The following is a 17,552-nucleotide window of genomic DNA, read 5'->3' as shown; positions in this document are numbered from 1 at the left end:
GTGCGGCCGGACCGATCAGATCATGTAGATGTCCACCACGTGGTGGATGTAGTCGTTCTTCAGGACGACCTTCTTGGCGAGGATGACCGGCTCGGGTCCCGAGAGGTCGATCGTGTAGTGGCTGGTCCCGAAGTACGTGTCCGTGGACTGGTAGCGGTAGTACAGCGTGAACCAGTTGAACCGGACCTTCACGGTGTCCCCGTCCCGCTCCATCAGCTCCACGTCCGTGATGTTGTGCCCGGTGCGCGGGTCCGGCATGGACGTGGCGGAGGAGCGGTCGGTCTTGATGCGGAAGACCCGGTCCTCGATCCCGCCCCGGTTCTCGTAGTAGATCAGGGAGATCTCGGACTGGGGGTCCTCGGTCAGCTCGTCGTTGTCGTCCCAGGCCGGCATCCAGAACTCGGAGTCCGGGTGGTAGCACTCGAGCCACTCGTCGAACTGCCGGTCGTCCAGCAGCCGGGCCTCCCTGTAGAGGAAGGCGCGGACGGTTTCGAGGGTGATGATGTCCTCAGTGGTCTTGACAGTGGACACCGCGGTGGCAGTGGTGGTCATGAAAGCAGCTCCTCGCAGTTCGTGGTGGTCTTGGTTAGGCCAAGGCCGGTTCAGCGGCGGTCTCGGCGTCAGCTGTCTGGACGCCAGTGGCGGCTTTCTCGGCGGCGGACTCCTCTGCGGCGACCGCCTGCTCCATGACCCCGTGCCAGTACTGGTGCTGGATGGGGTAGAGGCCCTCGTCCTCGGTGCGGGCCCCGGAGGCGATGACCTCGGTCATGCCCAGCGCCGCGGCCTGCTCGTCCGGGCCGTCGATCTGGTGGGTGGAACCTCGGGTCATGTCATTCCACTTGGCGCTCGTGGCCCAGTAGGTCTTGTTGCAGGAGCGGAACTCCTCCAGGTCGTCCGGGGTGGCCATGCCGGTGGCGTTGAAGAAGTCCTCGTACTGGCGGATGCGCTTGGCGCGGTTCTCCGCCGACTCGCCCTTCGGGGCGATGCAGTAGATGGTCACCTCGGTCTGGTCCGCGGAGATCGGCCGGAAGTGGCGGATCTGCGAGGAGAACTGGTCCATGATGTACACGTTCGGGTAGAGGCACAGGTTGCGCGAGATGTTGATCATGAAGTTCGCCATCTCCTCCCCGTACTTCTGGACCAGCTCCTCGCGGCGGTCCCACAGCGGGCGGTCCTGCGGGTTGGTCCACTCCTGCCAGAGCAGCAGGTGGCCGTGCGGGTAGGAGTAGAACCCGCCCTTGACCTTGCCCCACTTGCCGGCATCCATGGCCTTGGTCTTGTTCGCGGAGTCGCCGGCCGTGCGGCGGGCGGTGGTGGCCGCGTAGTTCCAGTGCACGGAGGTCACGTGGTACCCGTCCGCGCCGTTCTCGGCCTGGACCTTCCAGTTCCCGTCATAGGTGTAGGTGGAGGCGCCGCGCAGCACCTCGAGCCCTTCGGGGGACTGGTCCACGATCGAGTCGATCACCGTGGTCGCATCCCCCAGGTGCTCCTGAAGCGGGAGGACGTCTGCCTTGAGGGAGCCGAAGAGGAAGCCGCGGTAGGACTCGAAGCGGGCCACCTTGGTGAGGTCGTGGGAGCCGTTGGTGTTGAAGCCCTCCGGGTAGCCGCCGTTGCGGCCGTCCTTGACCTTGAGCAGTTCACCGGAGTTCTTGAACGTCCAGCCGTGGAACGGGCACGTGAAGGTGGTGCGGTTGTCCGTCTTGCGCCGGCACAGCATGGCCCCGCGGTGCGAGCAGGCGTTGACGATGCAGTTGAGGTTCTCGTCCTTGTCCCGGGTGATCATCACGGGGGTGCGGCCGATGTAGGTGGTGAAGTAGTCGCCGATGTTCGGGATCTGGGACTCGTGCGCCAAATACACCCAGTTGCCCTCGAAGAGGTGCTTCATCTCGAGCTCGAAGACCTCCTCGTCGGTGAAGATCTCCCGCTTGGCCCGGATGATGCCCTTCTCGCGATCATCCACCACGGCGTCCGTGAGGACGTCCCGGACGTGAGTCAGGTTCTCGGTCATGTCGTTCTCCTTCTGGACGGGGAGGGACGGCACCGGCCCGTGGAATGTGGCGGCCGGGAGGCTTCCCCAGATGCGTATCCAGCCAGTCTGAAGATCGGTGACTCCAGTCACATCAGGCATTCCCCTAGGGCTGACCCAGGGGGTGGATTACTCCTGGTTCTCGTCTCAATGAGCGCGATCTGCCTATTGGCGCGAGCTGACATCGGGGCCGTACGGTGACCTCCGTGACCCAGCTCACCGAACCCCCTCTCACCACCGCCGGCCGCCCGGCGTGGCGGCACGTGTCCGTATCCGCCGTGGTCGCGGGACTGGTGGCGGTCGCCATCTCCTATGCCGGGCCGCTGCTCGTGGTCCTGGGTGCCGCCCAACGGGCCGGACTCGACCCTGGCCAGACGGCTTCCTGGGTCTGGGCCATCTCCGTGGGCAGCGGCATCATCTGCGTGAGCATGAGCCTGGTGACGCGTCAGCCCGTGGTGGTGGCCTGGTCCGTTCCGGGGGCCGCACTGCTCATCACCACCCTCGGCGACTACGCGTACTCCGACGCGATCGGCGCCTTCATCGTGACGGGCGTGCTGACCGTCGTCCTCGGGGTCACGGGATGGTTCGGCCGGCTGATGCGGGCGCTGCCCCGGCCGATCATGGCCGGGGTCCTGGCCGGCGTGCTGCTGCCGTTCGTTCTCGATGCCGCGGGCGCGTCCGCCGAGGCACCGATCGTGGCCGGCGGCCTCGTGCTGGCCTACGTCCTCGGCCGCCGGTTCCTGCCCCGGTACGCGGTGCTGGTGGCGCTGGCGGCGGGGGTCACGCTGGCCTTCGCCACGGGCACGACGACGGCCCCGCACCTGAGTGCCGGCCTCACCGTGCCGCTGTGGACCACCCCGACGTTCGACCTGCAGGCGATCATCGGGATCTCACTGCCGCTGTTGATCGTGACGATGGCCGGGCAGAACGGCCCCGGCCTCGCCATGATGCACTCGAACGGCTATGCCGCGAACGACCGGCTGCTCCTCGGCGCCGCGGGGGCCGGCTCGGTGCTCTTCGCGCCCTTCGGGGCCCACTCCATCAACCTGGCGGCCATCACCGCCGGGATCTGCTGCGGCCGGGAGGCCCACGAGGACCCGGCCCGCCGCTATGTGGCCGGGATCTCCTGCGGCGTCTTCTTCGTGGCCTTCGGCTTCGCCGGCCAGAACATCGTGGAGCTGCTGGGCGCGGTCCCCGAACAGCTGGTCACGGCCGCCGCGGGGGTCGCCCTGATCGGAGCGCTGCAGGGGGCCCTGACGGACGTGGTCACGGCGGATGCAGCAGCGGTCGGCGCGGTCAGGGTGCCCACCAACGGCGGGCGACGCGGCGCCGCGGGTCTCGAGGCCGGCGTCGTGACCTTGGCCGTGACGGCCTCCGGGCTGACCGTGGCAGGCATCGCCGCGCCGTTCTGGGGTTTCCTCGCCGGCGCGCTGGTCTACCTGGTCCTGTCCGTCACGGCCCGCCGGCGGGGAGCCTGAGCACTTGCCGCGCCCGCCGGGAGGTGGCCAGACTGGGAGCCCGCCCCCGAAGGAGTCGTCATGGACCACGAGAACCCGGAAGTGCCCGAGGAAGACCGCCTGGAGGAATCGGAGGCCGTGGCCGCCGAGGATGCCGAAGATCCAGTGGCCGCGGCGGCGGCCGCCGCACACCGGCATGACGACGAGCGGGCCGACGAGTGGGAGGACGAATCCTTCCCCGCCTCGGATCCGCCCTCGAACTACTGAACCTGGAGGTCGAAAGCGGCCCGATTCTCGGGGTTACCCATGAGTATTCGGGCCACTTTCGACCTGCAGTTGAAGGGGTCAGACGGTCTGGACCGCGAGCTCCTCGTCCAGGCGGGGCAGGCGCGGGAACCAGGCGTCGGCGCCGGGCTTGCCGACATTGACCACCATGAAGGCGTTCCAGGTGGTCCCGGCGTTGAAGTCGGCGTCCACGCCGGGGAAGTCCCAGCCGGTCATCGGTCCGGCGGCCAGCCCCTGCGCCCGGACGGCGAGCATGAAGTAGCCGGCCGCCAGCCAGGCGTTTTGGCGGGCGATCAGCGCGCGGGCGTCCGCGTCCGTGAACATTTCCCTGCGCTCGGGTGCGTGCGGGAAGAACACCGGGAAGTTCTCGTGCCAGTCAGCATCCCAGGACAGCACGGCCACGGCCGGCGCGGCCTCGGTCTTGGGCGCGTTGCCGCCGCCGTGGGCCACGAGCCGGGCCCGCTGCTCCGCCGACTGGACCCAGGTGATGCGCAGTGACTGCAGGTTCATCATGGTCGGGCCCATCTTGGTGAGCTCGTAGATGGCCCGCAGGGTCTCCGCGGAGACCGGCTCGTCCGAGAAGGTGTTGGCCGTGCGGGCGTCATGGAACAGCTGGTCCAGCGCCTTCGGGTCCACGGGCTCCATCGGGGCGGCCTCGGGGTTCAGCACGGTCTCGGTCACGGTCTCTCTCCTTCGGGTCGACGGCGGCGCCGCACCTTCGTCGGAAGGGGCACCAGGAGTGCATAACCGTGGGGCTCGCGGGCGGTATTCCCCGGAAGCGGGCGCTGTGGCCTACGACTCAGCCTCCGGCAGCGACCAGGCCTCCAACTCCGCGCGCTCGCCCTCCGTCAGCGCCCGCGAGGAGCCCGCACCGTCCAACCAGACCAGGATGGAGTCCACCGTGAAGACCGGGCGGCCGTCCTGAATTCCCTGTTGACGCAGCGTGTAGGACTTGGTGCCGATCCTCACCACGGACACCTGCAGGGTGATGGCGGGAGCGTACCGGGTCTCGGCGTGGTAGTCGATCTCCTGGCGGGCCACCACGATGCTGCCTCCCTCGCCACTGCCCTGGCGCTGGGACGCCAGAAACGCGTGGAACCGGATCCGCGCCTCCTCGGCCAGGGTCACGATCTTGGCATTGTTGACGTGGCCCTGCGCGTCCTGGTCGGACCAGCGCAGGTCCATCTCGATCTCATATGGCGCGGACACGGTCACTCCTGTCTCTCAGACTTCTTGTGGTGGAACTCCTGCCCGCCACCTCCTGCGCCGCCTCGACCTTCTCGGCCGGCCCGGCCATGAAGATCAGCTCCGTGTTGCGCAGGTGGGACACCTTCCCCACCTTCTCCCCCGTCGGCGAATGGATGCCGATGCTCGCCCCGACGTATCGCTTCGAGTCGAAGCCCAGCACGGCCACCGCCTCATGGCCGGCTTCCCGCAGGGACTGCTCCATGGCGTCCGCAGTGATCCAGGATTCGTCGTTGTAGGACACGATGACCAGCTCGGACCGGATCCGGGTGAGCACGTCCGCGAGCGCCGCCGGCATGGTCCTCTTGGAGTTGAAGACGCTGCGGGTGTCCTCGTCGCGGACGTCCACCCGCTTGCAGGCCACCCCGTAGTGCTCCGGCTCATCCCAACGCACCAGGGTCTCCCACACGTGATAGTTGGCGTAGTAACGGTGCTGGTTGTACGGCGGATCCACGTAGTAGAGGTCGGCCTCCGGCAGGGTGTCCACGGTCTCCATGACATCCCCGACCACCACGGCCCCCGGCCCGTCCAGCAACGTGGGCACCCGCAGTTCCAGGTCCCGCCCGCTTCGCCGCGCCCAGGACTTCAGGTACGCCATCTGGATGCCCGTGGTGGAGTCCACCCGGTCGGCGGCCTCCAGCAGGGACGTCAGCAGGATCGGATACCATGGCGTACCGGCGTACTCGTCCTCGATCCGCTGTCGGATCGCATCGATCCGCATGCCGTTCTGGGGTTGGAAGTAGCGTGCCTGCTCGCAGAACGTCGCCGTCACATAGCCGCGGGCCGGCGTCGTTCCCTGCAGGTCCGCCAGGATGGCGGCGAGCCCGGCGCGGTCGATGTCCCGCGCGTCGGTGGCGATGTAGCAGCCGGCCAGCACGCCGGTGTAGGTGGCCCGGTCCGAGGCCGTGGTGCGGATGCCCCGGCGCTTGAATTCCTGGGCCACCCGGGTGGTGCCGGAGAAGAGATCGACGGCGGTGCGGGCACCGGCCGCTGACGCCATGGCACCCAGCACGGGCACCAACAACCGCTTGGAGCCCAGGTACTTGATCATGCATCGAACCTAACCGACGTTGTGCCCCAGAGGGCTCAGGCCGGCCGGCGCAGGCGGGCGCCCAGGAGTACGGCGGGCACCAGCAACAGCACGACGGCGGCCCACAGGGATCCGAGCCCAAGCCACCGGTAGGTCATGGCCCCGGCGATGGAGCCGATGGCGATCGCCGCCCACAGCGCCAGGTACCGCAGCCAGACGGTCCGGTTCCCGCCGGTCAGCGCGTGGGCCAGGTGCTGGCCGGTCTTCACGAGGGTGCCCGTCATGTACGTCAACCCGACCGTCACCTCACCGCCGCGTGTGAACGTGCCGTTCACGGCCCCCATCCCGGCAGCGATCGCGGGCGGGACGGCCGCCTGGAGCGCCGGGACCGAGGCGAAGACGGCGGCCGCCAGGATCAGCAGGAGGGAGACCCAGACGGCGGTCGAGCGGGGCCCGGCCGACTCGCGGACGCCGGCCCGGCTGGTCCGGAGGTGCACGGCCAGGGAGGAGGCCACCACGCCGGCCACGAAGAAGCCGACCAGGCCCATCGCCTTGGCCCAGCCCAGCAGGTCGCCCGTGGCCAGGTCTGCCCCGGCCCGGGTGGAGTTCCCGGACATGAAGGAGACGAAGTATCCGCCGAGGTGGATGAAGGCCAGGCCGTCCACGAAACCCGCGGTGGCGGTCAGGAGCGCGGCCAGCATCCCCTGCCTCAGGGTCAGCGATCCGGCCACCACACCCTCCTGCACTGGGATCCATAGGGCCCTAGACGCCCGATCGACACAACAACTCGACTGTACCGGCAGGGTCCCAGAGCATGCGCGGCCCGTTTAATCCTCCGCCGATGCTTTCAGATCCGCCGCAGACAGGACAGGATGGCAGGCAGGAGAACCAGAACGGTGCAGCCGGCTCACTGATCGGTGGCACCATGGGCCTCGAGTCGAGGTTCAGCGCACCCGCGCAGACGCAGAGGAGAGGACATCCCGTGCCCATCAAGGATCCGATAGACGCAACGCTCGACGCGGCCGACTCTCCGGAGCCGGACCACGGCACCAAGCCCGATGATCCGCCCAAGCTCAAGGGAGCCAGCTGGAAGTACGCCCTCAAGCGGGCGCTGAAGGAATTCGGGACCGATGGCGGCACCGACTTGGCCGCCATGCTCACCTACTACATGGTCCTCTCCCTGGCCCCGGCATTGCTGGCGATCTTCTCGATCATCACCCTGGTGCTGGCCAACAACGCCGGAACGGTGACCTCGCTCGTGGACGACCTCGTCCAGCAGTACGTGCCCTCCGACTACCAGGCGCTCGTGGTCAACCTGGTCGAGACGATGATGAACTCCGCCACCGGCGGCGTAATCGCGTTGGTGATCGGTATCGCGACCGCCCTGTGGTCCGCCTCCGCCTACGTCAAGGCCTTCTCCCGCTGCCTGAACACCGTCTACGGCGTGGAGGAGGGCAGGGGCCTGGTCAAGCAGCTCGGCACCATGCTGCTGACCACCCTCAGCCTGCTGCTCGGGGTGGTGCTCATCCTGGTCTCGCTGGCCTTGAGCCAGACCCTGGTGACCGGGGTGCTGGGCCCCATCGCAGAACCACTCGGCCTCAATGACACCCTGACGTTCCTGACCGAGACGTTCCTGCCGATCTGGGCCTGGGTCAAGTGGCCGGTCATCCTGGCGCTCGTGATCACCATGATCGCCCTGCTGTACTACTTCGCGCCCAACGTGAAGCAGCCCAAGTTCACCTGGATCGGCATCGGCTCGATCGTGGCGCTCGTCGGCATCGCCATCGCCGGTGTGGCCCTGTCCATCTACCTGACGCAGTTCGCCGGCTACAGCTCCTACGGAGCCATCGGCACCGTGATGGCCCTGCTCTTCGTGCTCTGGATCTTCAACATCGTGCTGCTGCTCGGCGCGGAGGTGGATGCGGAGGTGGAACGCGCACGGCAGCTGCAGGCCGGCATCCGGGCCGAGGAGATGATCCAGCTCCCGCCGCGGGACACCGTCAAGGTGGAGAAGATGAAGAAGGCCCGAGACCAGCTCGAGGCCGACGGGCGCGTGCTGCGCCTGACCTACGGTGCCGAAGGCAGCGAAGGCCGGGTGGAGCCCACCCGCCAGGACTGATCTCCTCGCCGCCCCGTCACTCTGCGGGCAATCCCCGCCGGTTGGCATTGCCCGCCGAGCGGGGCGGCCGGGCAGAATGGTGTCATGGCCACGACCCCGGAACAGCCCGCCACCCCCGCCGCCTATACCGCGCCTCCCACCCCCGCCGCACCTCAGAAGACCACCGCGCAGAAGCTCTTCATCAAGCCCACCGACACCCTGCACCTGGCCGGCGGGCACCAGGGCCTGCACGCGCTCCTGGATCCCCTGCCCGAGGGCGTGAGGCTGACGGACGAGATCACGGAGGCCACCGCCGTCGTGCTCTTCGCCCAGGACCAGAGGTCCCTGGACGGGGTGCTGGACGATTGGCTGGAGCCCGCGCTCGGCGCCCGGGTGCTGTGGATCGGCTATCCGAAGGGTGGCCGCTCGGACATCAACCGGGACACCATCTGGAAGGACATCGAGGCCCGTGGGCACACGCTGAACGCCAACATCCCGCTGTCCGGGGAGTGGTCCTCCGTGCGGGTGAGAACCGCCTCGTAGACTGGGGGACAGCAGACCGGTCTGAACTGACCGGAGCACCACACATCAACACTGAGGGACAGCACCCATGCGCCGAATGTCCGATCCCGCCTACGTCTCCGAAAGCCAAGACCGCCTCCACGGCGAGAACATCGAACCGATCACCCAGCTCTGCGATTCCCTGGAGGACACGGACAAGGGTCCCATCCCCTACGTGGACCCCGCCCTTGACGTGGACGAGGCCCGCATCCTGGTCCTCACCTCCGCCCCGGGACCCGGCACCGCGTCCGGCTTCCTGTCCCATGAGAATGACGACGACGCCTCCGAGCGCCTGCTCCGCGTCTTCTCCTCGGCGGGCCTGGACCCGAAGTACACCATCCCCTGGCTGGTCCACCCCTGGACCCAGGAGGACTACGCCCTGAACCTCACGAAAGAGCGGATCGCCGCAGGCGTGAAGCCCTTCAACCGCTTCCTCAAGCGCGTTCCCCGCGTGGTGGCCATCATCGCCCACGGTGGCGAGTCCCAGAAGCTCATCAAGGCGTTCTCCTCCACCATCGGCGGCTCGGTGCTCTCGGCGAAGGCCATCAAGGTCTTCAACGCGCCCGCGCTGCACGCCCAGAGCGCCAACCGGAAGTTCACGCCGGAGGAACTCGAGGACCAGATGGTCGAGACCTACGGTCAGGCCATGCGCCTGTGCGGCATCCGGCCGCTCGTCAGCGGCAACTGACCTCAGCGGTCGGTGCGGTACCTCGACAGCTTCTCGCCGTCGATCTCCGCACCGACTCCCGGCACGTCCCGCACGGAGATACGTCCGTCCGCGATGGCGATCGGCTCGGCCAGCAGGTCGTCGGACATGTCCAGGAAGTTGGACAGCTCGCCCGCCCGGCGGCTGGTGGCCTCGTGAGCCGCGCCGAAGGTCACGGTGGCGAGTGAGCCGACCTGGGTGTCGATCTGGTTGCCCATGGTCACGTCCACGCCGAGGCCGGTGCACAGCCCCAGGATCTCGGTGGCCTCGGTGAAGCCGGAGCGGGCGGTCTTGATGCAGATCGCGTTGCAGCCGCCCGAGAGAAGCTCGCGGGAGGCATCTCCAGCTGTGGGCACGGACTCGTCCCCCACCACGGGGATCGGCGACTTCTCGACCAGGCGGCGGCGGCTCATGGCCTCCTTGGCGTCGCAGGGCTCCTCCAGCAGGGTCAGGCCGAGCCCTTCGGTCTGCTGCAGCACCTGCATGGCCTCGTTGGCGGTCCAGCCGCGGTTGGCGTCCAGGTAGAGCTCCACGTCCGGCCCCAGGCCCTCGCGGAGCACGTGGCAGGCCTCGATGTCCAGGGACAGCGGGCGGCGGCCGATCTTCAGCTTGAAGGTGGTGATGCCGTACTCCTCGCCGAAGCGCAGCGCCTCGTCCAGCAGCTCCTGGGCCGGCTTGAAGCCGAGCATGTGGGAGACCCGCATCGAATCGGTCCACCCGCCCAGCAGTTGGTGCACCGGCCGTCCCAGCGTCCTGCCGGCCAGGTCCCACAGGGCGATGTCCACGGTGCCCTTGGCGACCTGGTTGTTGATGGTCCGGCGCATCACGGCGTGGACCTTCTCCCGGTCGAAGGGATCCAGCCCGATGACCTGCGGGGCGAAGACCTCCTCGACGATGTTCTTGATGGACACCTGCGTCTCACCGTAGGTGTAGGGCCGCGGCGGGGCATCGGCCAGCCCGGTGATTCCCTCATCGGTGTGGATCCGCACCAGCACGTGGTCCGCGGTCTCCACGGCACCGGAGGCGAACTTCAACGGGTGGCTGTACGGGATGGCGTAGGGGATGGCTTCGATGCCGGTGATCTTCATGGACGCTCCTGCTGGTCAGGGGACGGAGGATGGACGAGGCTGGGCTGGCCGTGGCGCACCTCGCCCACGGCACGGTGGGCGAGGGCCCGAAAGGGCGGGATGAGTCCGGAGCGGCTGCCGTGCTTCCAGGCGATGGCGAGTCCGACCTCGGGCGCACTCTCGAGTTCGCGGTAGGCGATGGGGGACGCCGCGGCCCGCCGGGCGCCGTCGGGCACCAGGGCCAGGCCCATGCCCGCACCCACGAAGGCCAGCAGGGTCGAGGTCTCCGTGGCCTCCTGCACGACGCGCGGGCGAAAGCCCGCCTGTCGGCAGGCCTCGGACGTGATGGTGGCGACGGCTGACCCCTGCGGGTAGCTCACGAAGTCCTCCCCGGCGAGTTCGGCCAGCGGCACGGGGCCGCCGGCGGTGGCCAGCCGGTGGTGGGCCGGGAGGGCGACCACGAGACTGTCCCCCTCGAGGGCGTCGAGCAACAGTTCCGAGGACTGCACCGGCGGGCGCAGGACGGCGACATCGAGCCGGTTCTCCAGCAACCCCTGCTCGATCTGCGGGGTGAGCATCTCCCCCATCACATGCAGCCGGACCCCGGGCAGCTCGCGCCGGGCCAGCTGCACTACCGCAGGCATGACCCGGTAGGTGGCCGAGCCGACGAATCCGACGCGCAGCACGCCCGCAGCGCCGGCACCGACCTCGCGGACGTCCTTGGCCAGGGCCTCGACATCGGCCAGGATCTGCCGGGCCCGCTCCAGCATGAGCTGCCCGGCATCGGTGAGGTCCACCCGGCGGGTGGTGCGCTCGAAGAGCTGGGTGCCCAGCGTGGTCTCCAGCTGCTTGATCTGCTGCGAGAGCGGCGGTTGGGCCATGTGCAGCCGCTCGGCCGCCCGCCCGAAATGCCGTTCCTCGGCAACGGCCACGAAATAGCGCATCTGGCGCAGGTCCACTACGCCACCCCCTCTCCGATGCCATCCTGGGCCGGGCCGGCCCGCTCTGCGCCACGCTCGGTGAGCGCGGCGTGGTCGATCCAGCGTAGGGATGGCATGACTCACAAGTGAAAGACCAGTTCGGGCCATATTAGAACCCTGAACATATCAATACCGGTCGAATGTGTACTTCTGCCTTGTTTATTGAGCCGAGTGCAGTGCGACGGATCGGACTACGGGGACCTACCCCACCACGGTCAGACGCACCGGGCCGGTGAGCCGAGCGCTCAGCCGAGCGCCGCCGTCGGGGCCTCGGTCTCGAGCCGCTGGCAGTCCAGCGGACCGGATGCGGTGTTGACCCCGTCCGCCGGTACGAGGCCCTCGTACTGGGTGCCCATGATGACGTCTACTGTGGCCTCCTCGCGGGCGTCCGGAAGGTAGACCGAGCCCTCGATGTTCCGCTGCACCGCCAGGGACGTGTCCCGCGCGTCCGGGCCGGAGATGATGACGGCCACCATGTTGGAGGTGGTGAACCCCTTGTTGCCGACCCCGCCGATCACGAACTCACGCTCTTCGAGCGCGTTGGCCACGTCCCCGGCCAGCCCGCCGATGGTGGTGCCGTTGTAGACCGTCACCGTGGACTCGGTCGAGTAGTCGAACTCCCCCGCCGGGCACAGGAGGGGCTCCTCCGGCGGGGCCGCCTCCCATCCCGGGATGCTCCAGGTCCCCTGCAGCACCTGGTACGCCGTGACGGTCACCCCGGAGACCAGGAGAGCGACGATCAGCAGGACGATCCCGTGCCGCCGGTGACGCCGGCGGCGGTCCCGCTGCAGGACCTTCGGGTCCACCACCCCGAAATACCGGCCGAGATCGTGCTCCGTGAAGATCCGCCGCCCATCCGGCTCCTGGCGCGGGTCCACGTCCGGAGGCAACTGAGGGTGGGACACGGGGCCCCCTTCGGTGCGCGTGGACTGTAGTCCGCACCACATTAGGCGACGGACCACGGTCTGGCATCCGGCCCACCCCCTACTCTGGTGGCATGCGCACTGTGCCCCCGATTGGACTGCTCCTGGACGTCGACGGTCCCATCGCCTCTCCCGAGACCCGCCGGGTGCCGGACGGCATCGTCACGGCACTGGTGTCCCTGGCGGGCCAAGGCATCCCCGTGGTGTTCAACACCGGCCGGTCCGCCGACTTCGTGCTGCAGCACGCGGCCACCCCGCTCCTGGCCGCCGGACTGCCCGGCGACGCCCGGTTCCATGCGGTGTGCGAGAAGGGCGCGGTCCACTTCTCCTTCGCCTCTCTGGCCGACCTCGCCGCTCCGGCCTCCGCAAGCCCGCTGAGCGGCGAGAGCGGTCGGGGTGCCACCGGTGGGGGTCCCGACGCCGGCCTGCCCCGGGCCACACGCGGCCACGGGGTGCCCGCATGGATGGAGGTCGACGCCGGCATGAGGCTCCCAGCGGACCTGGAGTCCCGCTTGGTCCGGCTGGTGGGCGACTACACGGACACCATGTTCTACGACGACACCAAGCTGGCGATGTTCTCGGCCGAGATGAACGTGGGCGAGTCCCCGGAGCGCTACCGGGCAGGTCAGCGCGACTTCGAGGCTCGCGTGGCCGACCTCCTCGCCGAGGATCGAACCGCCGACGCGTTCCAGCTGGACTCGACCATCATCTCCTCGGACGTCGAGCATGCCTCCAGTGGCAAGGACCGGGGTGCGGAGCGCTCCTGGGCTCTGATCGCTGCCGACGGGGAACTGCCGATGCGCTGGTTCACCTGCGGGGACTCCCGCACGGACTACGCCATGGCTGACTGGCTGCAGGCACGCGGGGCGCCGGTGGTGCACGTGGATGTCCGGCATGAGGACGGCATCCCGGAGACCCCGTACCCGGTGATGACCAGTGAGGACCTGGCCGCCGAGGGCTTCGGGACGGCCGAGGGCCGGCATGAGGAAGCCGGGCAGGCCTTCCTGGAGTGGGCATTAAAGACCACTGGCGCGCCGAACGCCACCATGTGACGAAATGCCGTCACCCGGGGTAGCGCAAGGCAACGTAGAAGCGTGGGCGCCGGCCGGCGTCGTTGACTGGTTCCATGACTTCTGCGCTCTCTGACGACTCCACCACCACCGGTGCACCGTTGGACATCCCGGTCCTGGACCTGTCCACCATGCGGGCGCCGAGCGGCTCGTTCGCCCCGGACTTCCTGGACCGGTTGCGCCATGCCGCCCACCACGTGGGCTTCTTCCAGATCGTCAACTACGGCGCCGCCGCCGGCCAGGTGGACGACCTGTTCCGCGTCACCGCCGAGTTCTTCGCCCGGCCGGACGAGCAGAAGCTGGCCCTGCACAACCAGAATTCCCCGCACTACCGCGGCTACTCCTCGGTGGGCTCCGAGCGCACCCAGGGACGCCCGGATTCGCGCGAGCAGATCGACTTCTCCCCGGACCGCGCCCCGGTCCCGGCCGAGCAGATCAAGCCCGGCGAGGAGTACTGGCACCTGCAGGGCCCCAACCAGTGGCCGGCGGACATGCCCGAACTCGAGCGGGCGGCCATGGACTGGACCGGTCTCATGGATCGCGTCGGCGAGGACCTGCTGAAGGCGCTGTGCGTCTCCCTCGGCTTGGACGAGAACCATTTCTCTGAGCCGTTCAGCGGTGACCGCGCGTGGATGGGCAAACTGGCCCACTACGTCGGCGGCGTGAAGGAGGCCGGTACTCAGGGCGTCGGCCTGCATGCCGACTACGGCTTCATCACCCTGTTGCTGCAGGACCTGGTGGGGGGCCTTGAGGTGCGCCCCTACGGGCAGGACGAGTGGCTGCCCGTCGAGCCGATCCACGGCGCCCTGGTCGTCAACCTCGGCGAGATGCTCGAGGTGGCCACCAACGGCTACCTCATGGCCACCATCCACCGGGCCGTCGCCCCGGACGAGGGCGTGGACCGCTATTCCGTGCCGTTCTTCTACTCCCCGCGCCTGGACGCCGTGATCGACCCCGTAGAACTGCCGGCCGAACTGGCCGCCGAGGCCCGCGGCGTCTCCGACGATCCGGACAACCCCATGCTGGCCTCGTTCGGCTCCAACATGCTCAAGGGCTTCGTCCGCGCGCATCCGAAGGTCACCGCGAAGTTCCACCCGGAGCTGGCGGCGAAATAGGGCCTGCTATTCCGGTGCCGCCGCGCGCCGGACGACATCGGCGAGCCGCTCCCAGGCCTCCTCGGTCGGATCGATGAGGGCGTAGGAGGTCGGCCAGAAGCCATCAGCCTCGTCGAGGGCCGCCTTCGAACTGACACCGAAGGTCGAGTAGCGCTCTTTGTCCATCTGCCCACTGCGGAAGAAGACCACGACCTTCCCATCCCGGTTGTACCCGGGCTGACCGTAGTAGAGCTTGGGCGCCAAATCGGGGGCAACGGCGGCGACGATCGAGTGCAGCCGTTCGGCCATCCCGCGGTCACCCTCGGGCATCTGCGCGATCTTGGCGAGAAGGTCCGCCTCGTCCGCAGCCGCCTTCTTCGCTCCTTTGGCCCGTTTGGCGTCCGTCTTCAGCTCTGCAGCGCGCTCCTTCATCGCGGCCCGCTCCTGCACGGAGAATCCTCCTGAAGTGTCACCCTTGGTCGTCATCGTCGCTTCTCCTCGGTCTCACCTGGTTGGTGCCGATCACACTAACGGCGGTGCCGCCCGGGGCGCTTCTCGATTCCTGACTGGTTCGCCGTTCGCCCAGACGTGCGTTCGAGACGCTCATGTCATGAGAAACGGGAGCCCGGCCGATGGCCGGACTCCCGTTCTTCTTTCACTGATGACTCGACTCAGGTGTAACCCCCGTCTCGACTCATCACTTCTGTGGAGCCTAGGGGAATCGAACCCCTGACCTCTTCATTGCGAACGAAACGCTCTACCAACTGAGCTAAGGCCCCGCGGATCCCGACGCATCGCCGGAAGGCGCTCAGCCATCATACTCCGTCACTGGCCACCCTTCGAATTCGCTAGAGACACCGCGCGCCCACGCCCTCCTGGGACCAACCCAGAGCCAGCCCGTGACCGCCTGTGAAGACGCTGGAAACACCTTTCTGACAAGGCGCTTTACTTCAAGATCAGCCATCCGAACTGGTATTGCGGTTGCAAACATGAGAGACTTCAGCGGTTGGCATCATTTCCAACACCGGTACGAGAGAGCCCAGCAGGGTGCATGGACACGACATGCAGACCCGCTGACATGGCTCCCGCCGGAGGCGGCCTGAAAGGTCGCCGCGAGGCCCGAACGGGGCCATCGCAAGCGGCCCGAGGGGGCCGCCGGTAGCCGGAGACGGGTACCTACCACGGTCCGCGAGGAACGACATCGCGGGCCGCTGTCATTGTCGCCGAGATGAAAGGACCGGGATGCCACCCGCTCAGGAGTTCAATCAATTAGGAATTTTGGCAGTGGTGTTGCTGCTGGTCCTCTTCTACGGCGGAACCATGTGGATGTCCGTGGGCATCAGCCGGAAGAAGGAGAATGCCGACGGCTACATGACCGCCGGCAACAACATCGGATTCGGCATCTCCGCGGCATCGATGACCGCCACCTGGATCTGGGCCTCGTCCATGTACGCCTCCGCCACCGCGGGCTACACGTACGGCATCTCCGGCCCCATCCACTACGGGCTCTGGGGAGCCCTGATGATCCTCTTCATCTACCCCTTCGGCAAGCGCATCCGCAAGGTTGCCCCGAAGGCCCATACCCTGGCCGAGGTCATGTACGCACGCCACGGACGGTCCTCCCAGCTGATGCTGGCCGGATCCAACGTCCTGGGCTCACTGATCTCGCTGACCTCCAACTTCATCGCCGGCGGCGCCCTCATCTCGATGCTGTCCCCGCTGAGCTTCGGCGCGGGCATCGTCATCGTGGCCGCTGGCGTGCTGATGTACACCCTATGGTCCGGCTTCCGCGCGTCGGTGCTGACCGACTTCGCCCAGGTGATGTTCATGCTCGGCGCGGCCGTCATCATCATCCCGGTGATCTTCTTCGTGGCCGGTGGACCGGGCATGTTCGAGGCCGGCGTGGCTGCCGGCAACGTCACGCCGCAGCAGGAGAACTTCTTCTCCTCTGACGCCTTCATGAACCAGGGCGCCCCGTACATCGCAGCCGTCCTGGCCTACGCCATCGGCAACCAGACCATTGCCCAGCGCCTGTTCGCCGTGCGGGAGGATCTCATCAAGCCGACCTTCGTGACCGCCACCATCGGCTACGGCGGTGCCGTGATCGGCATCGGCATGCTCGGCGTGATGGCGCTGTACCTGGGTGTTGAGCCCATGAACGGTGACGTCAACAACCTCATCCCGCAGATGGCCGGTACGTACCTCGGCCCGATCCTGCTGGCCCTGGCGTTCATCATGATCATCGGCGCCCTGTCCTCCACCGCCGACTCGGACCTGGCCGCCCTGTCCTCCATCGTCATGGCGGACATCTACGGCCAGTCCGTCGGCAAGAAGAAGGCCAACCCGAAGACCATGCTGCTGGTCGGCCGCATCAGCATGATCGTGGCCACGGGCGCAGGGTTGTACTTCGCCACGGCGCAGTTCAACATCCTCGATCTGCTGGTCTTCGTCGGTGCCCTGTGGGGCTGCCTGGTGTTCCCGGTCATCGCCTCGTTCTACTGGCCGAAGGTCACCAACGCGGCCTTCTCCGTCTCGGTGCTCGCCGCCCTCGTGGCGTTCCTGCCGGTGCGCTTCGAGTGGATCCCGTTCACCGGTGCCCTCGGCTTCAGCGTCGAGCTGTTGGCCACGGTCGGCATCGGCGTGGTGCTGGGCATCATGTCCTTCGGTTTCTTCGGCCTGAAGCCGGCGATCTGGGTCGGCGGGATCGCCACCGTGGCGGCCGCGCCCTTCACGTTCGCCGGGATCTTCACCGGCGGCCTGCGCGACTACACGGTGCTCTCCGCCTCGCTGGTCGCCTACGCGGTGTCCTTCCTGGTCTGCTACCTGATGTCGGTCCGGTCGAAGCAGAACTTCGACTTCGACGTCATCAAGGACATCACCGGCGACTTCGATCCGGACACCCCGCAGACAGCCGAGCAGATCGTGGCGGCAGCCGCTGCCGCCAAGGCGTCGGAGACCTCCGGCGGATCCACCTCGACCGATTCCCAGCGCGACTGACCAGCCGCGACGA

Annotated in this window: 18 protein-coding genes and 1 tRNA gene; 8 read left to right on the top strand and 11 right to left on the bottom strand. The window is 67.9% G+C overall.

Annotated elements, in window-relative coordinates; all coding sequences use genetic code 11:
• Positions 1–15: 15 nt before the first annotated feature.
• Positions 16–552: a benzoate 1,2-dioxygenase small subunit gene (gene benB, locus ACFFIO_RS14405; protein WP_378042846.1), complete on the bottom strand. Its 537-nt coding sequence runs from the start codon at positions 550–552 to the stop codon at positions 16–18.
• Positions 553–586: 34 nt separating this feature from the next.
• The gene (gene benA, locus ACFFIO_RS14400) at positions 587–2,008 is read right to left on the bottom strand and encodes a benzoate 1,2-dioxygenase large subunit (protein ID WP_378042844.1); all 1,422 of its coding nucleotides are present in this window, start codon (positions 2,006–2,008) and stop codon (positions 587–589) included.
• Between the two features lie 224 nt (positions 2,009–2,232).
• Between benA and ACFFIO_RS14395 the strand changes: the two genes are divergently transcribed.
• Both ACFFIO_RS14395 and ACFFIO_RS14390 read left to right on the top strand, forming a co-directional pair.
• Positions 2,233–3,504, top strand: coding sequence for a benzoate/H(+) symporter BenE family transporter (locus tag ACFFIO_RS14395; protein WP_378042842.1), 1,272 nt, complete (start codon positions 2,233–2,235; stop codon positions 3,502–3,504).
• A gap of 60 nt (positions 3,505–3,564) precedes the next feature.
• Entirely contained in the window at positions 3,565–3,750 is a 186-nt protein-coding gene (locus tag ACFFIO_RS14390; RefSeq protein ID WP_159548301.1) for a hypothetical protein, read from the top strand.
• A 78-nt stretch (positions 3,751–3,828) separates the two neighbouring features.
• Here ACFFIO_RS14390 and ACFFIO_RS14385 read toward each other — a convergent pair whose 3' ends face one another.
• From ACFFIO_RS14385 to ACFFIO_RS14370, 4 genes are all read right to left on the bottom strand, one after another.
• On the bottom strand, positions 3,829–4,449 hold the full coding sequence (locus ACFFIO_RS14385) for a malonic semialdehyde reductase (protein WP_378042841.1): 621 nt from the start codon (positions 4,447–4,449) through the stop codon (positions 3,829–3,831).
• 111 nt (positions 4,450–4,560) lie between these two features.
• The gene (locus tag ACFFIO_RS14380; protein ID WP_378042839.1) at positions 4,561–4,977 is read right to left on the bottom strand and encodes an acyl-CoA thioesterase; all 417 of its coding nucleotides are present in this window, start codon (positions 4,975–4,977) and stop codon (positions 4,561–4,563) included.
• Complete coding sequence (locus tag ACFFIO_RS14375) at positions 4,961–6,064, bottom strand: DNA adenine methylase (RefSeq protein WP_378042838.1); 1,104 nt, start codon at positions 6,062–6,064, stop codon at positions 4,961–4,963. Before ACFFIO_RS14375 ends, ACFFIO_RS14380 begins: the two co-directional genes overlap by 17 nt.
• 35 nt (positions 6,065–6,099) lie before the next feature.
• A complete protein-coding gene (locus ACFFIO_RS14370; protein WP_378042836.1) occupies positions 6,100–6,774 on the bottom strand; it encodes a YoaK family protein in 675 nt (224 codons plus the stop codon).
• 110 nt (positions 6,775–6,884) lie between these two features.
• Here ACFFIO_RS14370 and ACFFIO_RS14365 point away from each other — a divergent pair, with 110 nt between their 5' ends.
• From ACFFIO_RS14365 to ACFFIO_RS14355, 3 genes are all read left to right on the top strand, one after another.
• Complete coding sequence (locus tag ACFFIO_RS14365; RefSeq protein ID WP_378042834.1) at positions 6,885–8,162, top strand: YihY/virulence factor BrkB family protein; 1,278 nt, start codon at positions 6,885–6,887, stop codon at positions 8,160–8,162.
• An 84-nt stretch (positions 8,163–8,246) separates the two neighbouring features.
• Complete coding sequence (locus ACFFIO_RS14360; protein WP_378042832.1) at positions 8,247–8,684, top strand: DUF3052 domain-containing protein; 438 nt, start codon at positions 8,247–8,249, stop codon at positions 8,682–8,684.
• 67 nt (positions 8,685–8,751) lie between these two features.
• Positions 8,752–9,390 (top strand): uracil-DNA glycosylase family protein, encoded by a 639-nt coding sequence (locus ACFFIO_RS14355; protein ID WP_378042831.1) that lies wholly within the window; start codon positions 8,752–8,754, stop codon positions 9,388–9,390.
• A 2-nt stretch (positions 9,391–9,392) separates the two neighbouring features.
• On the opposite strand, the gene ACFFIO_RS14350 is transcribed toward ACFFIO_RS14355, so the two are convergent.
• The 3 genes from ACFFIO_RS14350 to ACFFIO_RS14340 form a co-directional block, all read right to left on the bottom strand.
• Positions 9,393–10,496, bottom strand: coding sequence for an enolase C-terminal domain-like protein (locus ACFFIO_RS14350; protein ID WP_378042829.1), 1,104 nt, complete (start codon positions 10,494–10,496; stop codon positions 9,393–9,395).
• Entirely contained in the window at positions 10,493–11,434 is a 942-nt protein-coding gene (locus ACFFIO_RS14345) for a LysR substrate-binding domain-containing protein (RefSeq protein ID WP_378042828.1), read from the bottom strand. The genes ACFFIO_RS14350 and ACFFIO_RS14345 overlap by 4 nt, the downstream gene beginning before the upstream one ends.
• 266 nt (positions 11,435–11,700) lie before the next feature.
• A complete protein-coding gene (locus tag ACFFIO_RS14340) occupies positions 11,701–12,360 on the bottom strand; it encodes a LytR C-terminal domain-containing protein (protein WP_378042826.1) in 660 nt (219 codons plus the stop codon).
• A gap of 92 nt (positions 12,361–12,452) precedes the next feature.
• Here ACFFIO_RS14340 and ACFFIO_RS14335 point away from each other — a divergent pair, with 92 nt between their 5' ends.
• Both ACFFIO_RS14335 and ACFFIO_RS14330 read left to right on the top strand, forming a co-directional pair.
• Positions 12,453–13,430: an HAD family hydrolase gene (locus tag ACFFIO_RS14335; protein WP_378042825.1), complete on the top strand. Its 978-nt coding sequence runs from the start codon at positions 12,453–12,455 to the stop codon at positions 13,428–13,430.
• Positions 13,431–13,504: 74 nt separating this feature from the next.
• Complete coding sequence (locus ACFFIO_RS14330; protein ID WP_378042823.1) at positions 13,505–14,563, top strand: isopenicillin N synthase family dioxygenase; 1,059 nt, start codon at positions 13,505–13,507, stop codon at positions 14,561–14,563.
• Between the two features lie 6 nt (positions 14,564–14,569).
• On the opposite strand, the gene ACFFIO_RS14325 is transcribed toward ACFFIO_RS14330, so the two are convergent.
• Positions 14,570–15,028, bottom strand: a complete 459-nt coding sequence (locus ACFFIO_RS14325) for a DUF1801 domain-containing protein (RefSeq protein ID WP_378042821.1) — start codon at positions 15,026–15,028, stop codon at positions 14,570–14,572.
• A 220-nt stretch (positions 15,029–15,248) separates the two neighbouring features.
• Positions 15,249–15,321: transfer RNA gene (locus ACFFIO_RS14320), tRNA-Ala, on the bottom strand.
• 463 nt (positions 15,322–15,784) lie between these two features.
• On the opposite strand from ACFFIO_RS14320, the gene ACFFIO_RS14315 reads away from it, so the two are divergent.
• A complete protein-coding gene (locus tag ACFFIO_RS14315) occupies positions 15,785–17,539 on the top strand; it encodes a sodium:solute symporter family protein (RefSeq protein ID WP_378042820.1) in 1,755 nt (584 codons plus the stop codon).
• Positions 17,540–17,552 lie beyond the last annotated feature (13 nt).

The sequence above is a fragment of the Citricoccus parietis genome (genome assembly GCF_042433045.1).
In the GTDB taxonomy this organism is placed as follows: domain Bacteria; phylum Actinomycetota; class Actinomycetes; order Actinomycetales; family Micrococcaceae; genus Citricoccus; species Citricoccus parietis.
The sequence above is the reverse complement of the archived record's forward strand: the minus strand, read 5'-3'. Positions and strand labels throughout refer to the sequence as shown.

What these genes read in the sequence shown, in the direction of transcription:
- ACFFIO_RS14330 (WP_378042823.1), top strand. Translation starts at nt 13,505, where the DNA reads ATGACTTCTGCGCTCTCTGACGACTCCACCACCACCGGTGCACCGTTG.
- ACFFIO_RS14365 (WP_378042834.1), top strand. Translation starts at nt 6,885, where the DNA reads ATGCTTTCAGATCCGCCGCAGACAGGACAGGATGGCAGGCAGGAGAAC.
- ACFFIO_RS14350 (WP_378042829.1), bottom strand. Translation starts at nt 10,496, where the DNA reads ATGAAGATCACCGGCATCGAAGCCATCCCCTACGCCATCCCGTACAGC.
- ACFFIO_RS14335 (WP_378042825.1), top strand. Translation starts at nt 12,453, where the DNA reads ATGCGCACTGTGCCCCCGATTGGACTGCTCCTGGACGTCGACGGTCCC.
- benA (WP_378042844.1), bottom strand. Translation starts at nt 2,008, where the DNA reads ATGACCGAGAACCTGACTCACGTCCGGGACGTCCTCACGGACGCCGTG.
- ACFFIO_RS14390 (WP_159548301.1), top strand. Translation starts at nt 3,565, where the DNA reads ATGGACCACGAGAACCCGGAAGTGCCCGAGGAAGACCGCCTGGAGGAA.
- ACFFIO_RS14315 (WP_378042820.1), top strand. Translation starts at nt 15,785, where the DNA reads ATGCCACCCGCTCAGGAGTTCAATCAATTAGGAATTTTGGCAGTGGTG.
- ACFFIO_RS14355 (WP_378042831.1), top strand. Translation starts at nt 8,752, where the DNA reads ATGCGCCGAATGTCCGATCCCGCCTACGTCTCCGAAAGCCAAGACCGC.
- benB (WP_378042846.1), bottom strand. Translation starts at nt 552, where the DNA reads ATGACCACCACTGCCACCGCGGTGTCCACTGTCAAGACCACTGAGGAC.
- ACFFIO_RS14375 (WP_378042838.1), bottom strand. Translation starts at nt 6,064, where the DNA reads ATGATCAAGTACCTGGGCTCCAAGCGGTTGTTGGTGCCCGTGCTGGGT.
- ACFFIO_RS14360 (WP_378042832.1), top strand. Translation starts at nt 8,247, where the DNA reads ATGGCCACGACCCCGGAACAGCCCGCCACCCCCGCCGCCTATACCGCG.
- ACFFIO_RS14325 (WP_378042821.1), bottom strand. Translation starts at nt 15,028, where the DNA reads ATGACGACCAAGGGTGACACTTCAGGAGGATTCTCCGTGCAGGAGCGG.